Raw genomic sequence first — 20160 nt, 5'->3', positions numbered from 1 at the left:
AACCGTGACCAACCACGCTTAAGTTCCTGGCATTGACTCTGATTCCCGCAGGGTTCCCCTCACGGAGCGCCCCGCGCACACAGCTCCGCGACCAGTGCCGCCGCGGCTGGATCGCCCAGGCATCGCGGTCGACCGGAGCACCGGCCCGTCATTCCGCCAGCTTGCGCAGTTCCGCCTTGCGGATCTTCCCGGTCGACGTCTTCGGCAACTCCGCGAACCGGATGTCCCTGGGCACCTTGAACCGCGCCAGCCGCCCCCGCAACCACCCGATCAAGTCCGCGTCGGACACTTCCGCCCCGTCGCGAAGGCGGACGAACGCGACCGGCACCTCGCCCCACTTCGGATCGGCCTTCGCGACCACCGCCGCCTCCGCGACCGCCTCGTGGTCCAGCAGCGCGTTCTCGACCTCGATCGACGCGATGTTCTCCCCGCCGCTGATGATCACGTCCTTGAGCCGGTCGCGCACCTCCGCATACCCGTCCGGATGCCGCACCGCCACATCCCCGGTATGCAGCCAACCGCCCGCGAACGCCGCCTCAGTCGCCGCCGGATTGCCGAGGTACCCCGCCATCACCGTGTTCGAGCGGATCACCAGCTCGCCCAGGGTCTCCCCGTCCGCGGGAACGTCCTCGAACTCCGGAGTCACCACCCGCGCCGACTCGACGTTCACCGTCCGGACCCCTTGCCGGGCCATCATTTTCGCCCGTTCCCCCGGTGCAAGCTCCTGCCACTCCGGCCGCAGAACGCACATCAGCGAAGGACCGTACGTCTCCGTCATCCCGTACAGGTGCGTCACCTCGATCCCGATCCCGGCCATCGCCGCGATCGCGGACGGCGACGGCGGCGCTCCCCCGACCGCGAACCGCACCCGCTGCGCGAACCGCGCGCCGCCGCTCGCCTGCACCAGCATGTCGAGCACGACCGGAGCACCGCTGAGATGCGTCACGGCTTCCTGCTCAATGAGCTCAAAGGCCCGCGCCGCGTCCACTTTCCGGAGCGTGATGTGCCGCGCGCCCGCCGCGGTGACCGCCCAGGTGTAGCACCAGCCATTGCAATGGAACATCGGCAGCGTCCACAGATAGCGCGAACTTGCTTGCAGGCCAGTGGAAACGACCTGGCCGAGTGCGTTCAGGTACGCACCGCGATGCGTGTAGACCACGCCTTTCGGACCGGCCGTGGTGCCCGAGGTGAAGTTGACCGCCAGCGGCTGACGTTCGTCGCTGGGCAGCCGCAACGGCACCGGAACCGCAGTGCGCAACCAATCCTCGTAGTCCTCGCCGATCACCACGACCGCCCGCAGCTCAGGCGTTCGCTCGGGAACCTGCGCGACCAGCGACTCGTCGACGATGAGCACCTTCGCACCGGAAAGCCGCAGCAGCTGTGCGTATTCGTCCGGCGAGAGACGCGTATTCAGCGCTACCAAAGCACATCCGGCCCCCGGCACGCCGTAGTGCGCTTCCAGCAACGGCACGCCATTCGGTGCCAGCACCGCAACCCGGTCGCCCTCGCCGAGTCCCAGTTCGCGCAGGCGTCCGGCCAGCCGCTCCGCCCGGTCCGCGAGTCGCGCCCACGACACCCGTTCCCCGGCGTCGGTGACCACGCCGATCCCGTCGCCGTCGAGATCGGCTGTACGCCGCAGGAAACTCAGCGGGCTGAGCGGCACGTCGTTGGCGAATTCCATCCCGGCTCCCTTCACACGACAGCGATCGGGCGCAGCGGCGAACCGGTCCCGCCGCGCAGAGTCAGCGGCAGCGCGACGAAGAGGAACGTGACGACGCCGTCCGCCGCCAGGTCCTCGCAGTTCACCCACTCCATGATGTGAATCCCGTGCTGCTGCAGCAAAAGCACATGCACCGGCAGCGGATTGCCCGGCACCGGCGACGGCCGGACCTCGAACGACATCGTGTCCGCGCCGACGTACCGCACGCCCTTCGACACCAGCCACTGCGCCCCGTCCACGCCGACGCCGCTGCCGCCGCTCTCCTCGGCGATCCGCGCGGTGTCCGGCCAGAACTTCATCTGCCCGGTCCGCACGAGCACGATGTCCGACGCGGTGATCGTGACCCCGCCCGCGTCAGCCGCCTGCCGGAGATGGTCTTCCCCGACGGCGAAATGCGGCGGCAGGACGTCGAGGCCAAGCAGCTTCGGGACGTCCAACAGCACGCCGCGGCCGATGATCGGGGCCAGCTCAGACGCGTCGCCGCGCAGCGCGCCGTAGTCGCCCAGCGCGCTGGTCGCGGAGGTTCCGCCGTGCCACTCGTCCTCGCTGCCGCACGTGACGTGGCACAGCGCGTCGATGTGCGTTCCGGTGTGCAGGCTGCCGGAGACCAGCTCGGACACATAGCCGAACCCGACGTCGTTCGTGCCGGGCGAGTCGAACGGGAACCGGCCTTCGGCGCGCTGGCCCTGCGGGGAGTTGTAGGTGACGACTTCCAGCTGCGGGTTGCCCGCGAACGTCGGCATGTGCCGCCACCAGCCGGTCGACAGGTCGTACACGGAGCCGGTCGCGGGCAGGCCGAGGCTGCGCACGAGGTCGGCGTCGGGCGGGGTGCTTCGGGAACTCATGAACACTTCCTTGTGGGCAGAGGGGTTTCAGACCGTGACGGACAGTCCGGCGTCCACCGGGACGACCGCGCCGGTGATCCCCGCCGCCGACGGGGAAGCCAGGAACAACACCGCCGCGGCGACCTCGGCGGGCTGCACGGCTCGCCCGCGCGGCGTCCGGCCCACCATGCGCTTGCCCGTCTCCGAGGGCAAGAACTCCTTCATCCGCGGCGTTTCCACCAAACCGGGCGCGATCGCGTTCACCCGCACGCCGAACGGCGCTTCCGCGGCGAGGTACCTGGTGTAGCCGAGCACGCCCGCCTTCGCCGCGGAGTACCAGCTCACGCCGCCGCCGATCACCGTGCCCGCGATCGACGCGACGTTCACGACGGATTCCGCCCGCTCCCGCACCCGGTCGAGCCAGGACGTCGTGACCAGCTCGACGAGTCCGAGCACGCCGGCCACTCCGTCCGCGAACGGCCGCGGCCGCTGGCTCGACGGACCGGCGTTGTTGACCAGCGTTCCCGGCGTGCGCCAGGCCAGCGTGCGGTCGAGCGCGGCGGCGACCGACGCTGGGTTTCCGGCGTCGGCCTCGACGGGCAGCACGTCGCCGCCGGACTCCTCGGCAAGGCTGGTCACTGCCGCGAGGTCGAGGTCCCACGCGGCCACCGCGACCCCCAGGTCGGCCGCGCCGAGCGCGATCGCGCGGCCGATCCCGCTGCCCGCGCCGGTGACCAGGACACAGCTTCCGGCTTCAAAGCCCATAGTGGTCAGCATCAATACAGTATACTCTTTTGCGGAACCTGAAGCCAGAATCCTGCAGTACCGTCAAAGGGAGATGAAAGAGTGTACTCTGAGCGGGTCAGGCTTCCGGTCGCAGCAACGCGGCGATGGCCTGCAGGTGCCTGCGCATCCGGTGCTGGCCCAGCGGCGCGTCCCCGGCGACGAGGGCCGCCACGATCGCTTCGTGCGCCTCGTGCGATTCGCGGGCCGCGTCGCGGTGTTCGCCGCCGGAGGATTCGGCGTCCCATTCCCGCTGCACGATGTCCTGATCGAGTTGCGCGAGGACTTCCACGAACAATGTGATCGCCGGGTTTCCGGCGAGTTCGGCGATAACGCGGTGCAGATTGCGCGCGTGCCCCCGGGTGAATCCCTGTTCGATGAGTTCGCGTTCGGATTCGAGCGCTTCTTTCAGCCGGACGATTCCCGATTCCGTGAGATTCTCCGCGGCCAGCGCGATGCCCGCGACCTCGAGCGCGGTCCGCGTCTCCATCAACTGCCTGCGGCTCACCTCGGCGTGCCGCAGGTACACCCGCGCCGCGTTGCGCACGACGCCCGGATCCGGTTCTGTCACCACGAGTCCGCCGCCCGGACCGCGGCGCATCGCCGCCATCTGCTGGTGCTCGACCAGCCGCACCGCCTCGCGGAACACCGCCCGGCTGACCCCGTACCGCTCGATCAGCTCCGTTTCCGAGCCGAGCACCGATCCGACGCGCCAGCCGTCGTCGATGATGTCTTTTTCGATCCGCTCCGACACCTTTTCCGCCAGCCGCCGATTGCCGCCCTTTTCCCCCGCCGGTGCGGCGTTCTTCTTGCTGGCCATCGGTCGACCCCTGTCGGTGCGCGTGCGGCGAATCGGTAATCACGTGGGCCGCGCCAGTCTATACCACGGCGGATTTCCGGCGGGGACGCGGCGAACCGCATTTCCCGCATCCCCCGTCCGGTATCGCTCAGCGGAGATACGGCGCCAGCATCGCCCCGGTCATCCGGCGCGCGGTCGCCGCCGCGTGCGCGGAATCGCCCTCGACCAGGCCGAGCAGCGGGTCGAGCCCCTCGACGTGCGGGGCCAGCGCCAGATGCGGCAAGACCAGCAGCAGCAACGACAACACGATCTCGACATCGGTGTCCGCGCGCAGCTGCCCCGCCGCCACCGCGCGCTCGACCAGCGGCCGCAGCACCGCCAGGTAATGGCTGTTGACCGCCTCGCGGACCGGCGTACGGGCGACCGGATCAGGTTCGAGGTTGGCCGCCGCGGTCATCGCGCGCTCGAGCGGATGGTCGTAGAAATACCGCACCCACGCGTCGAGCAGCCGGTCGAGCGAACCGGCGAAGTCCCTTTCCCACGGGAGCTTCTCGATCTCGGCCTCCATGGCCGCGCGGATCCGCACGCTCGCCAGCTCGGCGAGGTGGACGTACATGTCGGCCTTGTCGGTGAAGTACTGGAAAAGGCTGCCCTTCGACACGCCGGCCTCGCGGCAGATCGTGTTGAGGCTGCCGCCGCTGAAGCCGCGCGCCGCGAACTCCGCCTCCGCCGCCGCCAGCACGGCCGCCCGCCGTTTCTCCGGCAGCCGCTCCCACGTTCCCGTCGGCACCGCCGACCTCCTCTTCTTGACTCTCCCCGCACTCCGATCGTACTCTATGACCGCTGGTCATATGACCACTGGTCACAAGGAGGGGAGCGCATGTCCGCGAACAGCTTCCGGGTCTGCGTCGTCGGCGCGGGCTCGTCCGGGATCGCCGCCGTCAAGGTGCTCGCCGAACGCGGCGTCGAGGCGGACTGCTACGAACTGTCCGACCGGGTCGGCGGGAACTGGGTGTGGGGCAACCGCAACGGGGTCTCCGCCGCCTACCGGTCCCTGCACATCAACACTTCGCGGCGGCGGATGGAGTTCAGCGACTTCCCGATGCCCGCGCACTTGCCCGACTTCGCCCGGCACGACCAGATCGCCGACTATTTCGCGGCATACCTGGAGCATTTCGGCTTCGGCGACCGCATTCGGTTCGGCACCGGCGTCACGCACGTCGAGCCGAAGCCGGACGGCAGCTTCGCGGTGACACTGTCCACAGGGGACACCGAACGGTACGACGCCGTGCTTGTCGCCAACGGCCACCATTGGGATCCGCGGCTGCCGGAGCCGATGTTCCCCGGCACCGAAGGATTCCGCGGCGAGATCATGCATTCGCACTCCTACACCGAGGAAGCGCAGTTGGCCGGACGGCGCGTCGTGGTGGTCGGCATGGGCAATTCCGCGATGGACATCGCCGTGGACGCCTCGTATCACGCAGCGGAGACGTATCTGTCCGCGCGGCGCGGGGTGCACGTGATCCCGAAATACGTGTGGGGCAGGCCGTATGACCGGATCGCCGGGAAAGAATGGCTCCCCTCGGTGCTGCGCTGGCCGGTCGCGCGCCGGTTGATGGCCGCCGCGACCGGGCCGATGACCCGGTACGGGCTGCCCGCGCCGGACCACAAGTTCGCCCAGGCGCATCCGACCATGTCGAGCCGGATCCTCGACCGCCTCGCGCACGGGGCGATCACCCCGGTGCCGAACATCGAGCGATTCGACGGCGACGACGTCGTGTTCACCGACGGCCGCCGGGTCGCTGCGGATCTGGTGGTGTTCTGCACCGGGTACAAGATCAGTTTCCCGTTCTTCGACCCGGATTTCCTCGATCCTTCCGGAGACAACGAGATCCGCTTGTACCGGCGCGTTTTCCACTCTGGCGTACCTGGTTTGTATTTCGTCGGACTGGTCCAGCCGCTCGGCGCGATCATGCCGATCGCGGAACGGCAGGCCCTGCTGATCGCCGACCATCTGCAAGGCCGCTACCACCTGCCCGGCGCGGCCGAGATGGAGCGCGAAATCGACACGCACCGGCGGCGGATCTCGCGGCGTTACGTCGCGTCCAAACGGCACACCATCCAGGTTGACTACGACGACTATATGCGCGATCTTCGGCTCGAACGGCGTCGCGGCACCCGTCGCCCAGCGGGTCGCACTCCCGCCGACCGTCCGGTGGCCAGCGCCGCCGCCCGAGAGGAGATCCCGGCATGAACGTGTCGTTCCCGGTCGACGGCGACCACTGCGCGGCCACGCTTTACCTGCCAGCGAACGAAAACCCGCCGGTGATCGTGATGGCGCACGGACTCGGCGCGGTCCGCGAAATGGGGCTCGCCGCGTATGCCGAACGCTTCACCGCCGCCGGATATGCGTGTCTTGTGTTCGACTACCGGCATTTCGGCGACAGCGAAGGCACTCCGCGCCACCTGCTGTCCCCGCGGAAACAACTCGCCGACTGGACCGCCGCGATCGCCTACGCTCGCACGCTCCCCCAGGTCGACAGCGACCGCGTCGTCGCGTGGGGCACGTCGTTCGGCGGCGGGCACGTGCTCGCCACGGCTGCGCGCCACCCGGCCGGACTCGTCGCCGCGATCGCACAATGCCCGTTCACCGATGGCATCTCTTCCGCGCTGGCCATGCACCCGGCCAGTTCAGCGAAGGCCACGGTCGCCGCCGCTCGCGATGTCGTCGGGCATCGGCTCGGCCGGCCGCCGCACCTGATCGCCACCGCCGGTCCGCGGCGAGGCACCGCGCTGATGACTGCGCCGGACGCCGAGCCGGGGTATCTTGCGCTCGTGCCGCCGGGAAGCGATTTCCGCAACGAGGTCGCGGCCCGGGCAGTGTTCGACATTCTGCGGTATCGGCCGGGTCGAGGTGTCGGGAGGATCGAAGTGCCGACGTTGTTCGCCGTGTGCGAGAAGGATTCCGTCGCCCCCGCCGGGCCCACGCTGCGGTACGCCGCCCGTGCGCCGCGCGGCGAGGTGCGGACTTATCCGGACGGGCATTTCGCGATCTACCAAGGAGATCCGTTCGAACGCGTGGTCGCGGACCAGATTGACTTCCTTCGCCGGCGCGTTCCGGTGCCGGCATGACCGGGCGGATCGTGGTGTTCGGCGCGACCGGCTACACCGGCGGCCTGGTCCTGGAGTCCTTGGTGCGGCGCGGGGTGCGGCCGGTTCTCGCCGGACGCAACCGGGCCGCGTTAGAGGCTCTTTCCGCAGGCCGCGACTTCGAGGTCGCGGTCGCGGACGTCAACGACCCCGCGAGCCTTCGTTCGTTGGCCGGACCAGGGGATGTTCTGATCGCCACCGTCGGCCCGTTCGACCGGATCGGCCACGCGGCCGCGCAAGCCGCCGCCGACGCCGGGGCGCACTATCTCGATTCGACTGGCGAAGTCGGTTTCGTCCGCGCCCTCCAGGCACGACACCATGAGCGAGCGGTGGAAACTGGCGCGGCGATGGTCCCGGCCTTCGGCTACGACTACGTTCCCGGAATCCTGGCCGGTGCGCTGGCGGCGCAGGAAGCAGGCGATGCCGTACGCACGCTGGAGATCGGATACTTCGCGACCGGGCCGCTCTATCGCGGTTTGAGCCAAGGCACTCGCGAGACCATGCGCGACGGGCTGACCCTGCCTTCGCTGCGCTGGCGCGGCCGACGCCTGACCGAGGAACGAACCGGCAGCCGGGTACGCGCGTTTCCGGTCCGCGGACGGTCCAAGGCGGCGTTTCTCGTTTCCGGCACCGAAGTGCTTTTCCTGCCGGGGAACTTCCCGTCGCTCGACGAGGTGACTGTCTACAATGGATGGTTCCCCGCGCTGAGCCGGGTGATGCCCGCGGTTTCCGCACTGACCGTGTTCGCCGGGCCAGTGATGCGGGCGGCGAGCGGGCTGATCAAGGGGCCGTCCGGTGGACCGGACGCAGCCGAGCGCGCGAAAACCGGCGCACAGGTCGTCGCCGTCGCCGATTCCCGCGTCGAGGTGCGGCTCGAGGGACCGAACGCGTACACGCTCACCGGGGATTTGCTGGCGTGGGCTGCGATTCGGCTGAGCGTCGAAGGGCCGGTGAAGCCCGGGGTGGTGGGACCGGTGGACGCGTTCGGCCTGGAACCACTCCGGGACGGGTGCGCGGAACTCGGCTTGGTGCGGCAGGCACCATGAGCGACAACGCCACGCCGCCCGGTCTGTCTGACCCAGATGACCGGAAACTTCGTCGCAAAGCGCCCCGAGGAAACGCGCTGACCGTCACGGTCGGCGAGGTGTCGTCGCTGCGGCAAAAGCCGTGAGGGGAACCCTCAGGGGCTCAGAGCCAATGCCAGGAACTAAGGCTGTGACGTGGACGCGCCTCCGGTGTGTTTCCCCAGCTCAGCTGGCTCGATCCGGTCGAGCGCACGTCGATGCAGGCCGGAAGCCGGGTTGTGGTCCGTGAGGGGCCCCTTGAAGGAATCTGATTCCCTCAAGGGGCCCCTCACGGACTTCAAGACACGGTCACATGGCAATAAATCGAACATTTCGACACTGCTTGAGTCCTTTGTGGACGGTGAGCGTGCCGCATTCACGCGGCTTAAGTTCCTGACATTGGGACTCAGAGTCCGTGAAGGTTCCCCTCACAGACACCACCAGCCACCCACGAAAGCCGTGAAGGGCTCCTTGAAGGAATCCCACTTCCTCAAGAAGCCCTTCACGGACTTGCCCCGCACCCCCGGGTCTACTCCGAGCGCAACGTGTCCAACCGCGTCACCTGCCGCAGCAACGGCAGCGTCAACGCCGTCACCAGCAGCACCGCAGCGACCGCGGCGCCGGCCAGTCCGGCCAGGACTCCGCCGTCCACCATCATCGGCATTTTCGCCAGCCGCAGGATCGGCGCGGTCAGGCCCAGCCCGGCCCCGACGGCCAGCACCACCCCGACCACCACCGGGACCGCCGTCTGCCACAGCGATCCCCTGGCCAGCACGCCGATCGGCACGCCGGACGCGGACAGCGCCGCCAGCGGGCGACGCCGCTCGCTGATCTGCTCGATCGACAGCATCAGCAGGCTCATCGCCGCCACCGCCAGCACGAAGAGCGACGCGGTCAGCAGCACCGCGCGGAAGCTCGCCAGCATCCGGTCGTCGCGGCCGGAGAAGTCGGCCAGGTAGTCCGTCCTGCCGACTTCTGCCTTCCACGCCAGCGGGCGCAATTCCGTCGCGACCCCGTCGATCAGCGCATCGGCTCCGCCGGGGCCCGCGACCAGCAGTTGCAGGCGTTCCCCCGGCGCCTGGATGCCGCCGAGCGCGCCGGGCGTGATCATCAGGTCGCCGGACACGCCCTTCGCGTCGTTGGCCGAGGACACCACCCGGATGTTGTCCGGAACCGTCCACTTCGGACCGTCGACCTCGACGTCCTTGCGGTAGTTGGTCATCCTCAACTCGCCCTTCGGGGCGGGCTGGGCCGACGAGCCCGCGACATAGAAGACGTCGCCGTCCGCGCAGTCGCCGATGTTCGCCTGGGTCTTCAGCGCCACGCAGTCCCCGAGAGTGCCGAAGACGTGCTGTTCACCGGACTTGAACTGCACGGATTTGGCGCTGTGCACACCGGTCACCCCGGCCACTCCGGACAGCCGCTGCCGGACCTCGGCCTCGTGCGCGGTCGTCGTATCCACTCGCACCGGCGCGGCCGCGACGCCGTCCGGCGTGTGGTACGCCCTCGAGGTGCGGTTGGTCATCGACGTGAGCACGCCCTGGACCAGGATCGTCCCGGCCAGCACCACGACCAGCCCGGACACCACCCGGCTGGCGGTGCCGCTGTCGAGCTGCAGCCGGCGCACCGCGAGCTGCCACGACGGCGGCCCGCCCTGCAGCCGTTCCACGATCCGTTCGACCAGCCACGGCAGCAGCGCCGCGACGCCGACGAGCAGGAACACGCTGCCCACCGCGAGCGCCATCGCCGCGCCCTGGTCCCCCGACCCCGGCGACACGACGAGCGTCCCGAGCAGGAACACCACGCCGATCCCGGTGATCGTCCAGCGCCACCACATCCGCCGCCGCACCGGTTTGCCCTGGCGGACCACGCCCAGCGGTTCGACGATCGTCCGGCGCAGCCCGAACAGCGCCGAGCCGACCGCGAGCCCGGGCACCAGGAGCACGATCACCAGCAACGAAATCCACGACGGCGTGAAATCGTCCGCGAACACGCGCAGGCCGAACGGCAGCCAGTCCCCGATGAACGGCCGCAGCGCGTAGAACAGCGCACCGCCCGCCACGAGCCCGATCACCGCGCCGACCAGCGATTCCGCCGCCGCGACCCGCTTGATCGACCGAGCGTCCACCCCGATCAGCCGGAGCGCGGCGAGCCGCCGTTCTCGTTGCGCCGCGCCCATTCGCGACGCGGTGGTCACGAAGATCAGCAACGGCAGCAGCAGCACCGCGGCGATCGGCGCGATGACCATCCACATCACCAACGGCAGGGTGAACCCTTCCGCGGGCTTGCCGTAGGCGTAAACGCTGCTGGCGTTTTCGCCCTCGGCCTTGATTTCCGCGGCAGTCGACCCGTAGTACGCCGTCAGGTCCGCGGCGTCGCTGACGCCCGGCTCGGCGATCTGGCCGACCACGTTCCCCGGCAGCCGCGCCTTGATCGACGCGCCGTCGGCCGAGTTCAGCTTCTCCGCCAGCGCCGGCGACACGATCACCTCGCCCGGCGCGGGCAGCCGGTCGAGCCCCGGCGGCACCGGCGAATTCGACCCGGTCGGCGCCACCGCGGTCAGCTGGAGGAAGTCCGCGCCGACCGACGGGTACCAGCGGTAGGTCGCCAGCGGCGCGATCCCCTCGCGCGGCGAGGTGTCCTGCTTGATCGCCGCCGCGCGGTCCGCCCGCGCGTTCACCAGGTGGCTCACCGAGGCGGCGGGCAGGAGGACGGCGACCGCGAGCGCGATCCCGAACGCGGTCATCGCGAGCCGCAGGAGCGCCGAGCCGGACATCCGGCCGCCCCCGACGGCCAGCCGGAGTCCCAGCAGCAGATCCCGCATCATGCGACCAGCTCCCGGTCGACCGTGCGCCCGTCCCGCACCACGATTTCGCGGTCGGAGTACGCCGCGACCCGCGGTTCGTGGGTCACCAGCACCACCGCGGCGTGCGTTTCCCGCGCCGCCTGGGTGAGCATCTGCATGACCTTCTCGCCGTTGAGCGAGTCGAGCGCACCGGTCGGCTCGTCGGCGAAAACGACCTTCGGCCCGGTCACCAGCGCCCGCGCCACCGCGACCCGCTGCGCCTGCCCGCCGGAGACGTCGCCGGGGCGGCGCTTCGCCAGGTTGTCGACCTCGAGCCGGGCGAGCCATTCCTTCGCCTTGGCCTCGGCGGGCCCCCGCTTCGCCCCGGTCAGCCGCAGCGGCAGCGCGACGTTCTCCAGGCAGGTCAGCTCGGGAACGAGCTGGCCGAACTGGAACACGAAGCCGAATTCGGTGCGCCGCAACGCACTCCGGCCCTTGTCGTCCATCGCGACCAGGTCCTGGCCGCCGTACTGGATGACGCCCGAGTCCGGCCGGACGATCCCGGCGAGACAGTGCAGCAGCGTCGATTTCCCCGAACCGGACGAGCCCATGATCGCGAGCACTTCCCCCGCCGAGACGGCCAGCGCCGCCCCGTCGAGCGCCCGCGTCTGGCCGAACGATTTGTGCAGCCCGTTGCCTACGAGCAACGGAGTTCCCGGCCTGGTCATCAGCGCACCGCCTTCTCGAGTTCGCCGAGCCGGGCCGCGGTGAGCTCGAGCCACCGCAGGTCCGCCTCAAGATGGAAGAGCGCGTGGTCGCAGATCAGCTGATCGGCGAGGTCGCCCTCGTACTTCCGCTTCGTGAGCGAGCGCATCACCTTCAGGTGTTCGCCGCGCTGGACGTCGAGCACGTCGGTGGCGTCGCGGCCGGACAGCAGCGCGAGGACCACCTTCGTGTACAGCGTGTTCTGCAGGTACGGCTCCGGGTTTTCCGGAGTGCCCAGCCAGGTCTCGACGTCGGTGACCCCGGCGTCGGTGATCGTGTAGCGCTTGCGCTCGGGCCCTTCTCCGCTCTCGACCCCCGCGACCTCGACCATGCCGTTGCGCAGCAGGCGCGACAGCGTCGAGTAGACCTGGCCGTACGCGAGCGGGCGGTCGTGCCCGAACTGCTCGTCGTACGCCCGTTTCAGGTCGTACCCGTGTCTCGGACCCGACTCGAGCAACCCGAGCAAGGTATGTGAAACCGACATTCCCCTGTTCCTCCCTTGACCCCGGAATCCCGGGGGTGAAGATCACTATACAGCAGGGGTATACGCGCCGTGTATACCACCGCAGAATAGTGCGTCGCCGCAGGTCGGAGGGGTTGCGAGGGGCGATCACGGTTCTAACCGGGATCGGCACTCACGACACCCGCCCGCGCAGTACAGGCACGCTGCCGCAGTGCGGTGCGAGGGGCGGGGAGCAGAGGGCGCGAGGGGCAGAGGGGCTCGGGGGCGGGAGCGCGGGGGCGCAGGGCAGGGGCCGGAGGGCGGGGCGGGGCGGGGGCGGACAAGCCTGAAGCCCGCGGCGGCTGGGCAAGCCTCGCGAGTGGCGACGCCGGTTCTAACGAGCATCGCCACTCACGAGGCGGCGGGCGACGCAACTACTTCCACTCACGAGGCGATGGGCGAGGCGGCTACCTCCGCTCACGAGGCGATGGGCGACGCAGCCACTCCCACTCACGAGGCGGCAGGCGAGACGGCTACTTCCGCTCTCCGAGGTCCGCCCGGAGGCGCGTCAGCAGGTCCGCGGTCGTCTTCGCGCGGTCCGGCTCCCGGCTCGCGATGGTGTGCGCGAGGATGTCGGTGACGATCGAGGCGGTCAGGGTTTCGCCGGTGAATTTCGTCGGGGAATCCGGGGCCGGCAGCACCACGCGGACCCGGGCTTCGAGATCCGCCGACAGCTGGCTCGTCACGAGCACTACCGCCGCGCCGACGTCCTCCGCGTAGCGCAGGATCAGCTCGACATCGCGGTTCTGCCGCGCCGGGACGTACACCAGCACCGCGTCGTCGGCATTCAACGGGAGCAACGCGTCCGCGAGCCGGAACCCCGTGTCGTCGCAGTGCCGCGTCACCAGCCCGCGACGGGCGAGCCGGAACGCGGCGTACTCGGCGCAGACCGACGACAGCCCGAGCCCCCAGGTGAACACCATCCGCGCGTCGAGCAGCAATTGCGCCGCCTCCTCGACCGCCTCCGGCGCGAGCTGCCGCTGCATTTCCTGCAGCCGCTCCGCGCTGTCGGCCATCACCCGGTCGATCTGGCGCGACCCGGTGGACCCGAGGTTCTCGATCGCCGCGCTCAGCCGGACGGTCGGCTCGGTGCGCGCGGTGAAGGTCTGGCCGAGGTGGCGTTTCAGCTCCGGCAGGCCCGAATAGCCGAGCGCTTTCGCGGTGCGGACGACGGTCGCGTCGCTGGTCCCGGCCGCCGCGCCGAGGTCTCCGGCCGAGGAGAACAGCACCTCGTTCGGGTTGGCCAGCATGAACCGGGCGACCTGGCGTTCGGCGGGCTTGAGGTCGTCGAGCCGGGCGCGGACGTGGTCGTCGAAGTGGTCGCCGCCGAGATAAGTAGTGGACATGACACCCTTGACTGGACGTAGTTGCTACTACAAGATGCCGGAGGGTTCTCCGTTGTGTAGTGAACCCTACCGCCAGCTCGACGAGGAGCGCTCATGAGCACAGATCAGCCCCTGGTACGGCTGCGCGGCGTCGGCAAGTCGTTCGGATCGGCCCGGGTGCTGACCGGGATCGACCTCGACGTCCGGCGCGGCGAAGTCGTCGTGGTCATCGGCCCGTCCGGGTCCGGGAAATCGACGCTCTGCCGCTGCGTCAACCGGCTCGAGACCGCGGACGAGGGCTCGATCGAGATCGAAGGCCGCCCGCTGCCCGCCGAGGGCGCGGACCTCGCCCGGCTGCGCGCGGACGTCGGCATGGTGTTCCAGTCCTTCAACCTCTTCGCGCACAAAACGGTGCGGGACAACGTCATGCTCGGCCCGGTCCGCGTGCGCGGGCTCAGCCGCGCCGAGGCGCACCAACGCGCCGACGAACTGCTGGAGCGGGTGGGCGTCGGCGCGCACGGCGACAAGTACCCGGCGCAGCTGTCCGGCGGGCAGCAGCAGCGGGTCGCGATCGCCCGCGCGCTGGCGATGGAGCCGCGCGTGCTGCTGTTCGACGAACCGACCAGCGCGCTCGACCCCGAGATGATCCACGAGGTGCTCGACGTGATGACCGCGCTCGCCGCCGACGGCATGACCATGATCGTGGTGACCCACGAGATGGGCTTCGCCCGCAAGGCCGCCGACCGCGTCGTGTTCATGGCCGACGGCCGGATCGCCGAATCCGCCGCGCCGGACGTCTTCTTCGGCTCGCCGCAGACCGAACGCGCGCGCGATTTCCTCGCCCGCGTGCTCAGCCACTGAGCCCGGAGGCCCCTGATGCCCGCTCCTCTCCCCCGCCGGACCGCGTTGCGCGCCGGTCTGCTCGCCGCTGGCGCGGTCCCGTTGCTCGCGTCCTGCGGCGGCGGAACCACCCGTACCGCGGGCAATCCCGCCTACGCCACCCTCGACCAAGCCGATGCCGTCGCGCGCGGTCCGGTCGGCTCCGGCCTGCCGGAAACGCCGACGCTGCGCCGGATCCGCGCCCAGGGCGTGCTGCGGCAGTCCGGTTCGGTGACCACGCCCGGGTTCGGCATGATGAACCCGGCGACCGGCAAGATCACCGGTTTCGACATCGGGATCGCCCAGCTGCTGGCCAAATACCTGCTCGGCACGCCCGAGGTGGACACCATCACCGGCGGCGCCGACACGCGCGAAGCGATCCTGCAGAACCAATCCGTCGATGTCGCCGTCTGTACTTACACGATCAGCAAAAGCCGGGCGCGGCTCGTCTCCTTCGCCGGGCCGTACTACGTCGCGCGTTCTGGCATCGTCGTCGGCGCGGATGGTCCGCAGGTCACGACCGTGCGCGAGCTGGCGGGCAAAGACGTCGCGGTCCAGCCCGGCGCGGCGCAGGAAGCGCTGCAGAAGGCGTGTCCGCAGGCCCGCGCGGTGGTGTTCGAGGAATCGAGCCAGTGCGCCGCCGCGGTGCGGCAGGGCCGGGTCCAGGCGTGGTCGGCGAACACCGCGATCCTGCTCGGCAAGGCGGCGGTCGACGCGCGGCTTCGGATGACACCCGCGACGTACGGCAGCAGCCCGTTCGGCATCGGGCTGCCGAAGGACGATCCGGCGTTCAAGCAGATCGTCGTCGGCTTCCTGCAGCGCATCACCGCCGACGGAAGCTGGCGGCGGCTGTGGGAGCAGACCGTCGGCCCGCTCGTCTCCGGCCCCGCCCCCGAGCCGCCCCGGCCCGGCTCAGTCCCCGGCTCCTGAAGGGAGATCGCCCGTGCTTTCCGGTCATGCTGGGGAAATCCTCGGCGGTTTCACCACCACTCTGCTGCTCACCGCGTGCGCCTTTCCGCTCGCGCTCGTCCTCGGCTGCGTCGTCGCGATCTGCCGGATCAGCCCGGTCCGGCCGCTGCGCGTCGCCGGCCGACTGTATGTAGATCTTGTCCGCAACTCGCCGTTGCTGCTGATCGCCGTGCTGCTCATCTTCGGGCTGCCTGACGCTGGCGTACTGATTCCGTTGTTCTGGTGTCTAGTGCTCGCGCTCGGCGTCTACTTCGCCGCGTACGTCTGCGAGACCATTCGCTCGGGCATCCGCGCGGTGGATCGCGGACAGGTCGAGGCGGCCAGGGCGATCGGGCTGCCGTTCCGCCGGGTCGTACTGGATGTCCTGCTGCCGCAAGCGTTTCGCGCGATGGTGCAGCCGCTGGGCACGATCCTGATCAACGTCGCGCTCGGGTCGGCGCTCGGCGCGGCCGTCGGCGTGGACGAACTGACCCTCGAAACCCGCTCGTTCAACCTCGAGACCGCCGAGCCGATCCTGGCCTTCGCCGTCGCGGCCTGCGGTTATCTCGTGATCAACCTGGCGGTCAGCGGGGTCGTGCGGCTCGTCGAGCGAAAGGTCCGGGTGCTCCGGTGAACGACGACATCCTGTTCGACGCGCTCGGCCCGAAGGCCAAGGCCCGGCTGCGCACCGTGTCCGTCCTGTGCGGACTCGTGCTGCTCGGGCTGCTGACCCTGGTCCTCGTGCGGCTCGGCGCCTCCGGCCAGCTCGACCCGGCCCGCTGGGCGATCCTGGTCGACGGCGCGATGCTGCGATTCCTGGTGCAAGGCCTGGTGATGACGCTGCTGGTCGGCCTGGTGTCCACGGTGCTGTCGGTCGCGGCCGGCGTGTTGCTCGCGCTGGGCCGGTTGAGCCGGAAGCGGTGGCTGAGCTGGCCGTGCGCCACCGTGATCGAGTTCTTCCGCGCGATGCCGCTGCTGCTGATCCTGTTCTTCTTCATGTTCGGACTGCCGCTGCTCGGCGTCCGGGTGCCGATCTTCTGGCAGCTGGTGCTGGCGATCGTCGCCCACGCGGGCGCGATCTTCGCCGAGATCGTCCGGGCCGGAATCCTCGCGGTGGGCCGCGGGCAGAGCGAGGCCGGGCACGCGATCGGCCTGCGGCACTGGGAGACCATGGCGTTCGTCGTGCTCCCGCAGGCGGCCCGCGCGCTCGCGCCCGCGCTGATCAGCCAGACCGTGCGGGTGATCAAGGAATCCAGCCTCGGCTACGTCGTCGGCATCGCCGAGCTGCTGAACAACGGCAAGGTGCTCGGCGAGTTCAGCGGCGATTTCATCCAGGCGTACGTCGGGGCCGGGCTGCTCTACATCGTCGTCAACATCGCACTCTCGCGGGTCGCCGAACGGCTCGCGAACCGCAAGAAAACACTCGTCCGGGAGCCTTCGTGACCTCTGCCTTCCCCTCCGTCTTCCCGTCCGAAGCGGGCCTCGACGCCCAAGGCGTGCGCGGTTTCCTGCAGCGGCTGACCGCCGACGGGATCTCGCTCGACAGTCTCCTCGTGTACCGGTCAGGCAAGCTGGCCTTCGAGCACTACTGGTGGCCGTATCGCGCGGACCGTCCACATACGACACATTCGGCGACGAAGTCCTTTGTCGGCACGGCGATCGGACTCGCCTTGGACGAAGGCCTGCTGCGCCTCGACGACCGCCTCGTGTCGTTCTTCCCGGAGCTCGTGCCGCCCGACGCGTCGGAGCACCTGCGCGCGATCACCGTCGAAGACCTGCTGACCATGCGGACCGGACACCGCGTCGGCCTGTCCGGCAAGACCTGGCGGCTGCTGAAGACCAGCTGGGTGCGGGAATACCTGCGCACGCCCGTGGACCTGCCGCCGGGCAAGGCATTCACCTACTCCAGCGCGACGTCGCACATGCTGTCCGCCATCGTGCAACGGACGTCCGGCCAATCGGTCTTCGACTATCTGCGGCCGAGGCTGTTCGAACCGCTCGGTTTCGCCGGGCACAGCTGGGACACCGATCCGGAAGGCATCTGCTCCGGCGGGAACGGCCTCAGCCTGCGCAGCATCGACTTCCTGAAGTGGGGCGTCCTGCACCTGCACGACGGACTCTGGCAGGGCGAGCGGATCCTGCCCGCGGGCTGGGTGCGCGAGGCCACGGCGTGGCACGTCCAGAACGCCGACGCCGGAACGTGGAACGGCACCGAATTCGTCCCGGTTTCCGGCACCGGCGCGGACGAACGGCCGGAGGGCTACGGCTACCAGCTGTGGCTCGACGCCGACGGCGGCTACCGGGCGTCGGGAATGTTCGGCCAGGACGTCTTCGTGCTCCCCCAGCACGACGCGGTGGTCGTCACGACCGGCAGCATCACGCACGGCAAGCACCGGCTGCTGTCCGGCCTGGTGCACGACCTGCTGGTGCCCGCGTTCGACGGCACTCCGTCCACTGCGGCCGATTCTTCACTGGCTGCCGATCTGGCCGATGTGGCCGCCCCCGCGCTTTCGCCGACGTCCGTTGCGCTGGACGGCCAGCGGTACGAGTGCGAGTCCAATGAGGACGGACTCTCGGAAATCTCGTTCACTGTGGACGATGACGTTCTCGTGGTGACCTTGGATGACGCCCGCGGCCGCCATTCGGTCCGTTGTGGACTGTCCACGTGGGTCGAGTCGGACACCGGCGTCAGCACCTGGCAGCTGCACCACTCGTACCAGGCCGAATCAACGCGCGTCCTCGCCGCGGCTCAGTGGAGCTCTCCGCGCGAATTGGTGTTGGAGTGGTACTTCGTGGAGTCGCCGTTCCACGACACCGTCACCCTCGAGTTCGGTGACGGTCAGTTGCGCTGGCACCGTCGGACGAATGTCAACAGCGGCCCGACCGAACGTCCGGTGGTCATTGCCACGCTCGGGCAAGCCACCGAAGCTGGTCGAGCGCGTCCCACACCGGCAGTCCGGTAGCAGCCCGCAAAGCGGCGCGGTAGGGCGGGAGGTTGGCGCATTCGACTACGAGCGCGCCAACCTCTGGACTGACTGCCTGCACGGACTCGCGGATCTCTCGTTCCGCGAGCTGAGGGTCGATGGCGAGGCCGTCCCGCAGCGCTGGGAGGAAATGCCGCGTCCCGGACAGATCCAGCACCTCGGCGCGCTCCGGGGCAATCCCCGCCGCGGCCAGTCTGGCGGGGGTGAGGAGATCCGCGATCGCCGTGATCACCCCGATTTTCCGGGGCGCGACGGCCTTCAGCAGCGGCGGTGCCTGGAGCAATGGGGAGACCGCGACCGGAGCGGCGAACCGTGCGGCCAGGTCGTGCTGGAGGGTGGTCAGGAGGCCGCAGGTCGTGGTGAGGATCGTCGCGCCGCGCTCGAGCAGCGCCTGCCCGGCCTCGGCGAGGGACGGCAGCATTTCGCGCTCGCGGCCGTCGAAGACCTGCTGCATCGAGGTGTCCGCCGCCGTCTCGAAGACGACGGGTTCCGAGTAGGTCTCCAGACAGCCGACGTCGCCGCGGATCCTCGCACGGCGGCCGCCGATCACGATGACGCCGAGCACGGCGCGAGCTCCGAACGCGCTTGCCTGCCCGGCGATCCTGCCGTTCACGAGCCGAACTCAGAGCGCAGCACCGGCAAAACCTCTTTGCCCAGCAATGCCACCGCGGCCAGCGCGTCCGGGCCCATCGGCGGGCCGAACGACAAATGCCGCGCTCCCGCCTCGATCAACGTCCCGCACTGCTCGATCACCTCGGCCGCCCCGCCCGCGATCCCCAGGCCGAGCATCGTCGAGGACGTGAGCACCGTGTCGATCGCGGCGTCCTCGTCACCGTCGAGCACCAACTGCTGGGTCCGCGCGAATTCCTCTGGATCGAGGCCGTTCGCGACCAGCGCGTCGGTGCTCAGCGAGCCGCTGTAGTGCGCGATGTGCCGGGCGAGCAATCGTCGCGCCGCGGCCGCGTCGGTGTCGATCGAGCACCACAGGCACGCGGCGACATCGAGATCGGCCATCGCGCGTCCCGCCTTCGCGGCACCGGCGCCGATCTGCTCCATCGCGCGGTAAACCTGGCGCGGCGGCAGGCAGAGCGGCAGCGCGCCGTCGGCGTGCCGGCCGGTCATTTCCAGCATCCTGGGTCCCATCGCACCGACGTAGATCGGCACTGGGCGCGGCTGCTGGATCCGTGCTTGCCCGGACCAGAAGTCCCCTGCCCCGGGCACGCCCGCGGGACTGCGGCCGCAGGTCAGCTCGCGGATCGCGACGATCGCTTCCCGCGTGCGCACCACCGGTTTCGCTGGTTTCAGCCCGGCCCAGCCCAGGAACAGGTCCGAACCCGCGCCGAGACCGAGCAGGAACCGGTCGCCGGACATTTCCTGGAAACCGCTCGCCAGCTGCGCGATCTGCACGGGGTGGATCGACACCGGGTCGAGCACGCCGGCGCCCACCGAGATCCGGCTGGTCCCCAGCAGCATCGAAGCGAGCCCGGCGATGCCCGGCGGCCCGAAGATGTCGTTGCCCGCCCAGACCTGGTCGAATCCGGCCTCCTCGGCGTTGACCGCCGCCGCGGTCAGGCCGCGCGTCCCGTGGCCCGCCGCGCCGACCCGCACGCTCACTACGAGGTCGCGTTCCAT

The 20160-nt window shown here is 69.8% G+C and carries 20 protein-coding genes; 9 read left to right on the top strand and 11 right to left on the bottom strand.

Translation table 11 applies throughout. The annotated features are described in order from the left end of the window. Positions 1–148: 148 nt before the first annotated feature. The 5 genes from ACFORO_RS36650 to ACFORO_RS36630 all read right to left on the bottom strand — a co-directional run bounded on the left by ACFORO_RS36650 (position 149) and on the right by ACFORO_RS36630 (position 4916). The gene (locus ACFORO_RS36650) at positions 149–1681 is read right to left on the bottom strand and encodes an AMP-binding protein (protein ID WP_377876272.1); all 1533 of its coding nucleotides are present in this window, start codon (positions 1679–1681) and stop codon (positions 149–151) included. Between the two features lie 11 nt (positions 1682–1692). Beyond that, positions 1693–2565, bottom strand: coding sequence for a cyclase family protein (locus tag ACFORO_RS36645; RefSeq protein WP_377876274.1), 873 nt, complete (start codon positions 2563–2565; stop codon positions 1693–1695). A gap of 27 nt (positions 2566–2592) precedes the next feature. Next, positions 2593–3321 (bottom strand): SDR family NAD(P)-dependent oxidoreductase, encoded by a 729-nt coding sequence (locus tag ACFORO_RS36640; protein WP_377876276.1) that lies wholly within the window; start codon positions 3319–3321, stop codon positions 2593–2595. A gap of 85 nt (positions 3322–3406) precedes the next feature. Further along, positions 3407–4147, bottom strand: a complete 741-nt coding sequence (locus ACFORO_RS36635) for a FadR/GntR family transcriptional regulator (protein ID WP_377876278.1) — start codon at positions 4145–4147, stop codon at positions 3407–3409. Between the two features lie 127 nt (positions 4148–4274). Then, the gene (locus tag ACFORO_RS36630; RefSeq protein ID WP_377876280.1) at positions 4275–4916 is read right to left on the bottom strand and encodes a TetR/AcrR family transcriptional regulator; all 642 of its coding nucleotides are present in this window, start codon (positions 4914–4916) and stop codon (positions 4275–4277) included. A 90-nt stretch (positions 4917–5006) separates the two neighbouring features. On the opposite strand from ACFORO_RS36630, the gene ACFORO_RS36625 reads away from it, so the two are divergent. Genes ACFORO_RS36625 through ACFORO_RS36610 form a run of 4 tightly spaced genes read left to right on the top strand, consistent with a single transcriptional unit; the run spans position 5007 to position 8447 of the window. After that, on the top strand, positions 5007–6380 hold the full coding sequence (locus ACFORO_RS36625) for a flavin-containing monooxygenase (protein WP_377876282.1): 1374 nt from the start codon (positions 5007–5009) through the stop codon (positions 6378–6380). Continuing rightward, a complete protein-coding gene (locus ACFORO_RS36620; protein WP_377876284.1) occupies positions 6377–7258 on the top strand; it encodes an alpha/beta hydrolase in 882 nt (293 codons plus the stop codon). The genes ACFORO_RS36625 and ACFORO_RS36620 overlap by 4 nt, the downstream gene beginning before the upstream one ends. Further along, the gene (locus tag ACFORO_RS36615) at positions 7255–8322 is read left to right on the top strand and encodes a saccharopine dehydrogenase family protein (protein WP_377876286.1); all 1068 of its coding nucleotides are present in this window, start codon (positions 7255–7257) and stop codon (positions 8320–8322) included. The genes ACFORO_RS36620 and ACFORO_RS36615 overlap by 4 nt, the downstream gene beginning before the upstream one ends. Then, positions 8319–8447 (top strand): hypothetical protein, encoded by a 129-nt coding sequence (locus ACFORO_RS36610; RefSeq protein WP_377876288.1) that lies wholly within the window; start codon positions 8319–8321, stop codon positions 8445–8447. The genes ACFORO_RS36615 and ACFORO_RS36610 overlap by 4 nt, the downstream gene beginning before the upstream one ends. A gap of 422 nt (positions 8448–8869) precedes the next feature. Here ACFORO_RS36610 and ACFORO_RS36605 read toward each other — a convergent pair whose 3' ends face one another. The 4 genes from ACFORO_RS36605 to ACFORO_RS36590 form a co-directional block, all read right to left on the bottom strand. Then, positions 8870–11167 (bottom strand): FtsX-like permease family protein, encoded by a 2298-nt coding sequence (locus ACFORO_RS36605; RefSeq protein ID WP_377876290.1) that lies wholly within the window; start codon positions 11165–11167, stop codon positions 8870–8872. Continuing rightward, the gene (locus tag ACFORO_RS36600; RefSeq protein ID WP_354745719.1) at positions 11164–11853 is read right to left on the bottom strand and encodes an ABC transporter ATP-binding protein; all 690 of its coding nucleotides are present in this window, start codon (positions 11851–11853) and stop codon (positions 11164–11166) included. The genes ACFORO_RS36605 and ACFORO_RS36600 overlap by 4 nt, the downstream gene beginning before the upstream one ends. Further along, positions 11853–12374, bottom strand: a complete 522-nt coding sequence (locus tag ACFORO_RS36595; protein ID WP_354745721.1) for a PadR family transcriptional regulator — start codon at positions 12372–12374, stop codon at positions 11853–11855. The genes ACFORO_RS36600 and ACFORO_RS36595 overlap by 1 nt, the downstream gene beginning before the upstream one ends. Positions 12375–12865: 491 nt before the next feature. Further along, positions 12866–13738 (bottom strand): MurR/RpiR family transcriptional regulator, encoded by an 873-nt coding sequence (locus tag ACFORO_RS36590; protein ID WP_377876293.1) that lies wholly within the window; start codon positions 13736–13738, stop codon positions 12866–12868. Positions 13739–13831: 93 nt separating this feature from the next. Between ACFORO_RS36590 and ACFORO_RS36585 the strand changes: the two genes are divergently transcribed. Genes ACFORO_RS36585 through ACFORO_RS36565 form a run of 5 tightly spaced genes read left to right on the top strand, consistent with a single transcriptional unit; the run spans position 13832 to position 18507 of the window. Further along, a complete protein-coding gene (locus tag ACFORO_RS36585) occupies positions 13832–14578 on the top strand; it encodes an amino acid ABC transporter ATP-binding protein (protein WP_354745725.1) in 747 nt (248 codons plus the stop codon). A gap of 15 nt (positions 14579–14593) precedes the next feature. Next, positions 14594–15526 carry a transporter substrate-binding domain-containing protein gene (locus ACFORO_RS36580; RefSeq protein ID WP_377876296.1) on the top strand — a complete coding sequence of 311 codons (933 nt, stop codon included), beginning with the start codon at positions 14594–14596 and terminating at the stop codon, positions 15524–15526. A gap of 13 nt (positions 15527–15539) precedes the next feature. Next, a complete protein-coding gene (locus tag ACFORO_RS36575; protein ID WP_354745728.1) occupies positions 15540–16178 on the top strand; it encodes an amino acid ABC transporter permease in 639 nt (212 codons plus the stop codon). After that, complete coding sequence (locus ACFORO_RS36570; protein ID WP_377876298.1) at positions 16175–16987, top strand: amino acid ABC transporter permease; 813 nt, start codon at positions 16175–16177, stop codon at positions 16985–16987. The genes ACFORO_RS36575 and ACFORO_RS36570 overlap by 4 nt, the downstream gene beginning before the upstream one ends. Beyond that, on the top strand, positions 16984–18507 hold the full coding sequence (locus tag ACFORO_RS36565; RefSeq protein WP_377876300.1) for a serine hydrolase domain-containing protein: 1524 nt from the start codon (positions 16984–16986) through the stop codon (positions 18505–18507). Before ACFORO_RS36570 ends, ACFORO_RS36565 begins: the two co-directional genes overlap by 4 nt. Here ACFORO_RS36565 and ACFORO_RS36560 read toward each other — a convergent pair. Continuing rightward, positions 18443–19141: a hypothetical protein gene (locus ACFORO_RS36560; protein ID WP_377876302.1), complete on the bottom strand. Its 699-nt coding sequence runs from the start codon at positions 19139–19141 to the stop codon at positions 18443–18445. The genes ACFORO_RS36565 and ACFORO_RS36560 overlap by 65 nt on opposite strands. Continuing rightward, positions 19138–20160 (bottom strand): LLM class flavin-dependent oxidoreductase, encoded by a 1023-nt coding sequence (locus ACFORO_RS36555; protein ID WP_377876304.1) that lies wholly within the window; start codon positions 20158–20160, stop codon positions 19138–19140. The genes ACFORO_RS36560 and ACFORO_RS36555 overlap by 4 nt, the downstream gene beginning before the upstream one ends.

It is taken from the genome of Amycolatopsis halotolerans, assembly GCF_042647905.1.
Taxonomy (GTDB): domain Bacteria; phylum Actinomycetota; class Actinomycetes; order Mycobacteriales; family Pseudonocardiaceae; genus Amycolatopsis; species Amycolatopsis halotolerans.
This window is presented reverse-complemented; position numbering and strand designations above follow the sequence as displayed.

What these genes read in the sequence shown, in the direction of transcription:
- ACFORO_RS36650 (WP_377876272.1), bottom strand. Translation starts at nt 1,681, where the DNA reads ATGGAATTCGCCAACGACGTGCCGCTCAGCCCGCTGAGTTTCCTGCGG.
- ACFORO_RS36645 (WP_377876274.1), bottom strand. Translation starts at nt 2,565, where the DNA reads ATGAGTTCCCGAAGCACCCCGCCCGACGCCGACCTCGTGCGCAGCCTC.
- ACFORO_RS36640 (WP_377876276.1), bottom strand. Translation starts at nt 3,321, where the DNA reads ATGCTGACCACTATGGGCTTTGAAGCCGGAAGCTGTGTCCTGGTCACC.
- ACFORO_RS36635 (WP_377876278.1), bottom strand. Translation starts at nt 4,147, where the DNA reads ATGGCCAGCAAGAAGAACGCCGCACCGGCGGGGGAAAAGGGCGGCAAT.
- ACFORO_RS36625 (WP_377876282.1), top strand. Translation starts at nt 5,007, where the DNA reads ATGTCCGCGAACAGCTTCCGGGTCTGCGTCGTCGGCGCGGGCTCGTCC.
- ACFORO_RS36620 (WP_377876284.1), top strand. Translation starts at nt 6,377, where the DNA reads ATGAACGTGTCGTTCCCGGTCGACGGCGACCACTGCGCGGCCACGCTT.
- ACFORO_RS36615 (WP_377876286.1), top strand. Translation starts at nt 7,255, where the DNA reads ATGACCGGGCGGATCGTGGTGTTCGGCGCGACCGGCTACACCGGCGGC.
- ACFORO_RS36610 (WP_377876288.1), top strand. Translation starts at nt 8,319, where the DNA reads ATGAGCGACAACGCCACGCCGCCCGGTCTGTCTGACCCAGATGACCGG.
- ACFORO_RS36605 (WP_377876290.1), bottom strand. Translation starts at nt 11,167, where the DNA reads ATGATGCGGGATCTGCTGCTGGGACTCCGGCTGGCCGTCGGGGGCGGC.
- ACFORO_RS36600 (WP_354745719.1), bottom strand. Translation starts at nt 11,853, where the DNA reads ATGACCAGGCCGGGAACTCCGTTGCTCGTAGGCAACGGGCTGCACAAA.
- ACFORO_RS36595 (WP_354745721.1), bottom strand. Translation starts at nt 12,374, where the DNA reads ATGTCGGTTTCACATACCTTGCTCGGGTTGCTCGAGTCGGGTCCGAGA.
- ACFORO_RS36590 (WP_377876293.1), bottom strand. Translation starts at nt 13,738, where the DNA reads ATGTCCACTACTTATCTCGGCGGCGACCACTTCGACGACCACGTCCGC.
- ACFORO_RS36585 (WP_354745725.1), top strand. Translation starts at nt 13,832, where the DNA reads ATGAGCACAGATCAGCCCCTGGTACGGCTGCGCGGCGTCGGCAAGTCG.
- ACFORO_RS36580 (WP_377876296.1), top strand. Translation starts at nt 14,594, where the DNA reads ATGCCCGCTCCTCTCCCCCGCCGGACCGCGTTGCGCGCCGGTCTGCTC.
- ACFORO_RS36555 (WP_377876304.1), bottom strand. Translation starts at nt 20,160, where the DNA reads ATGGAACGCGACCTCGTAGTGAGCGTGCGGGTCGGCGCGGCGGGCCAC.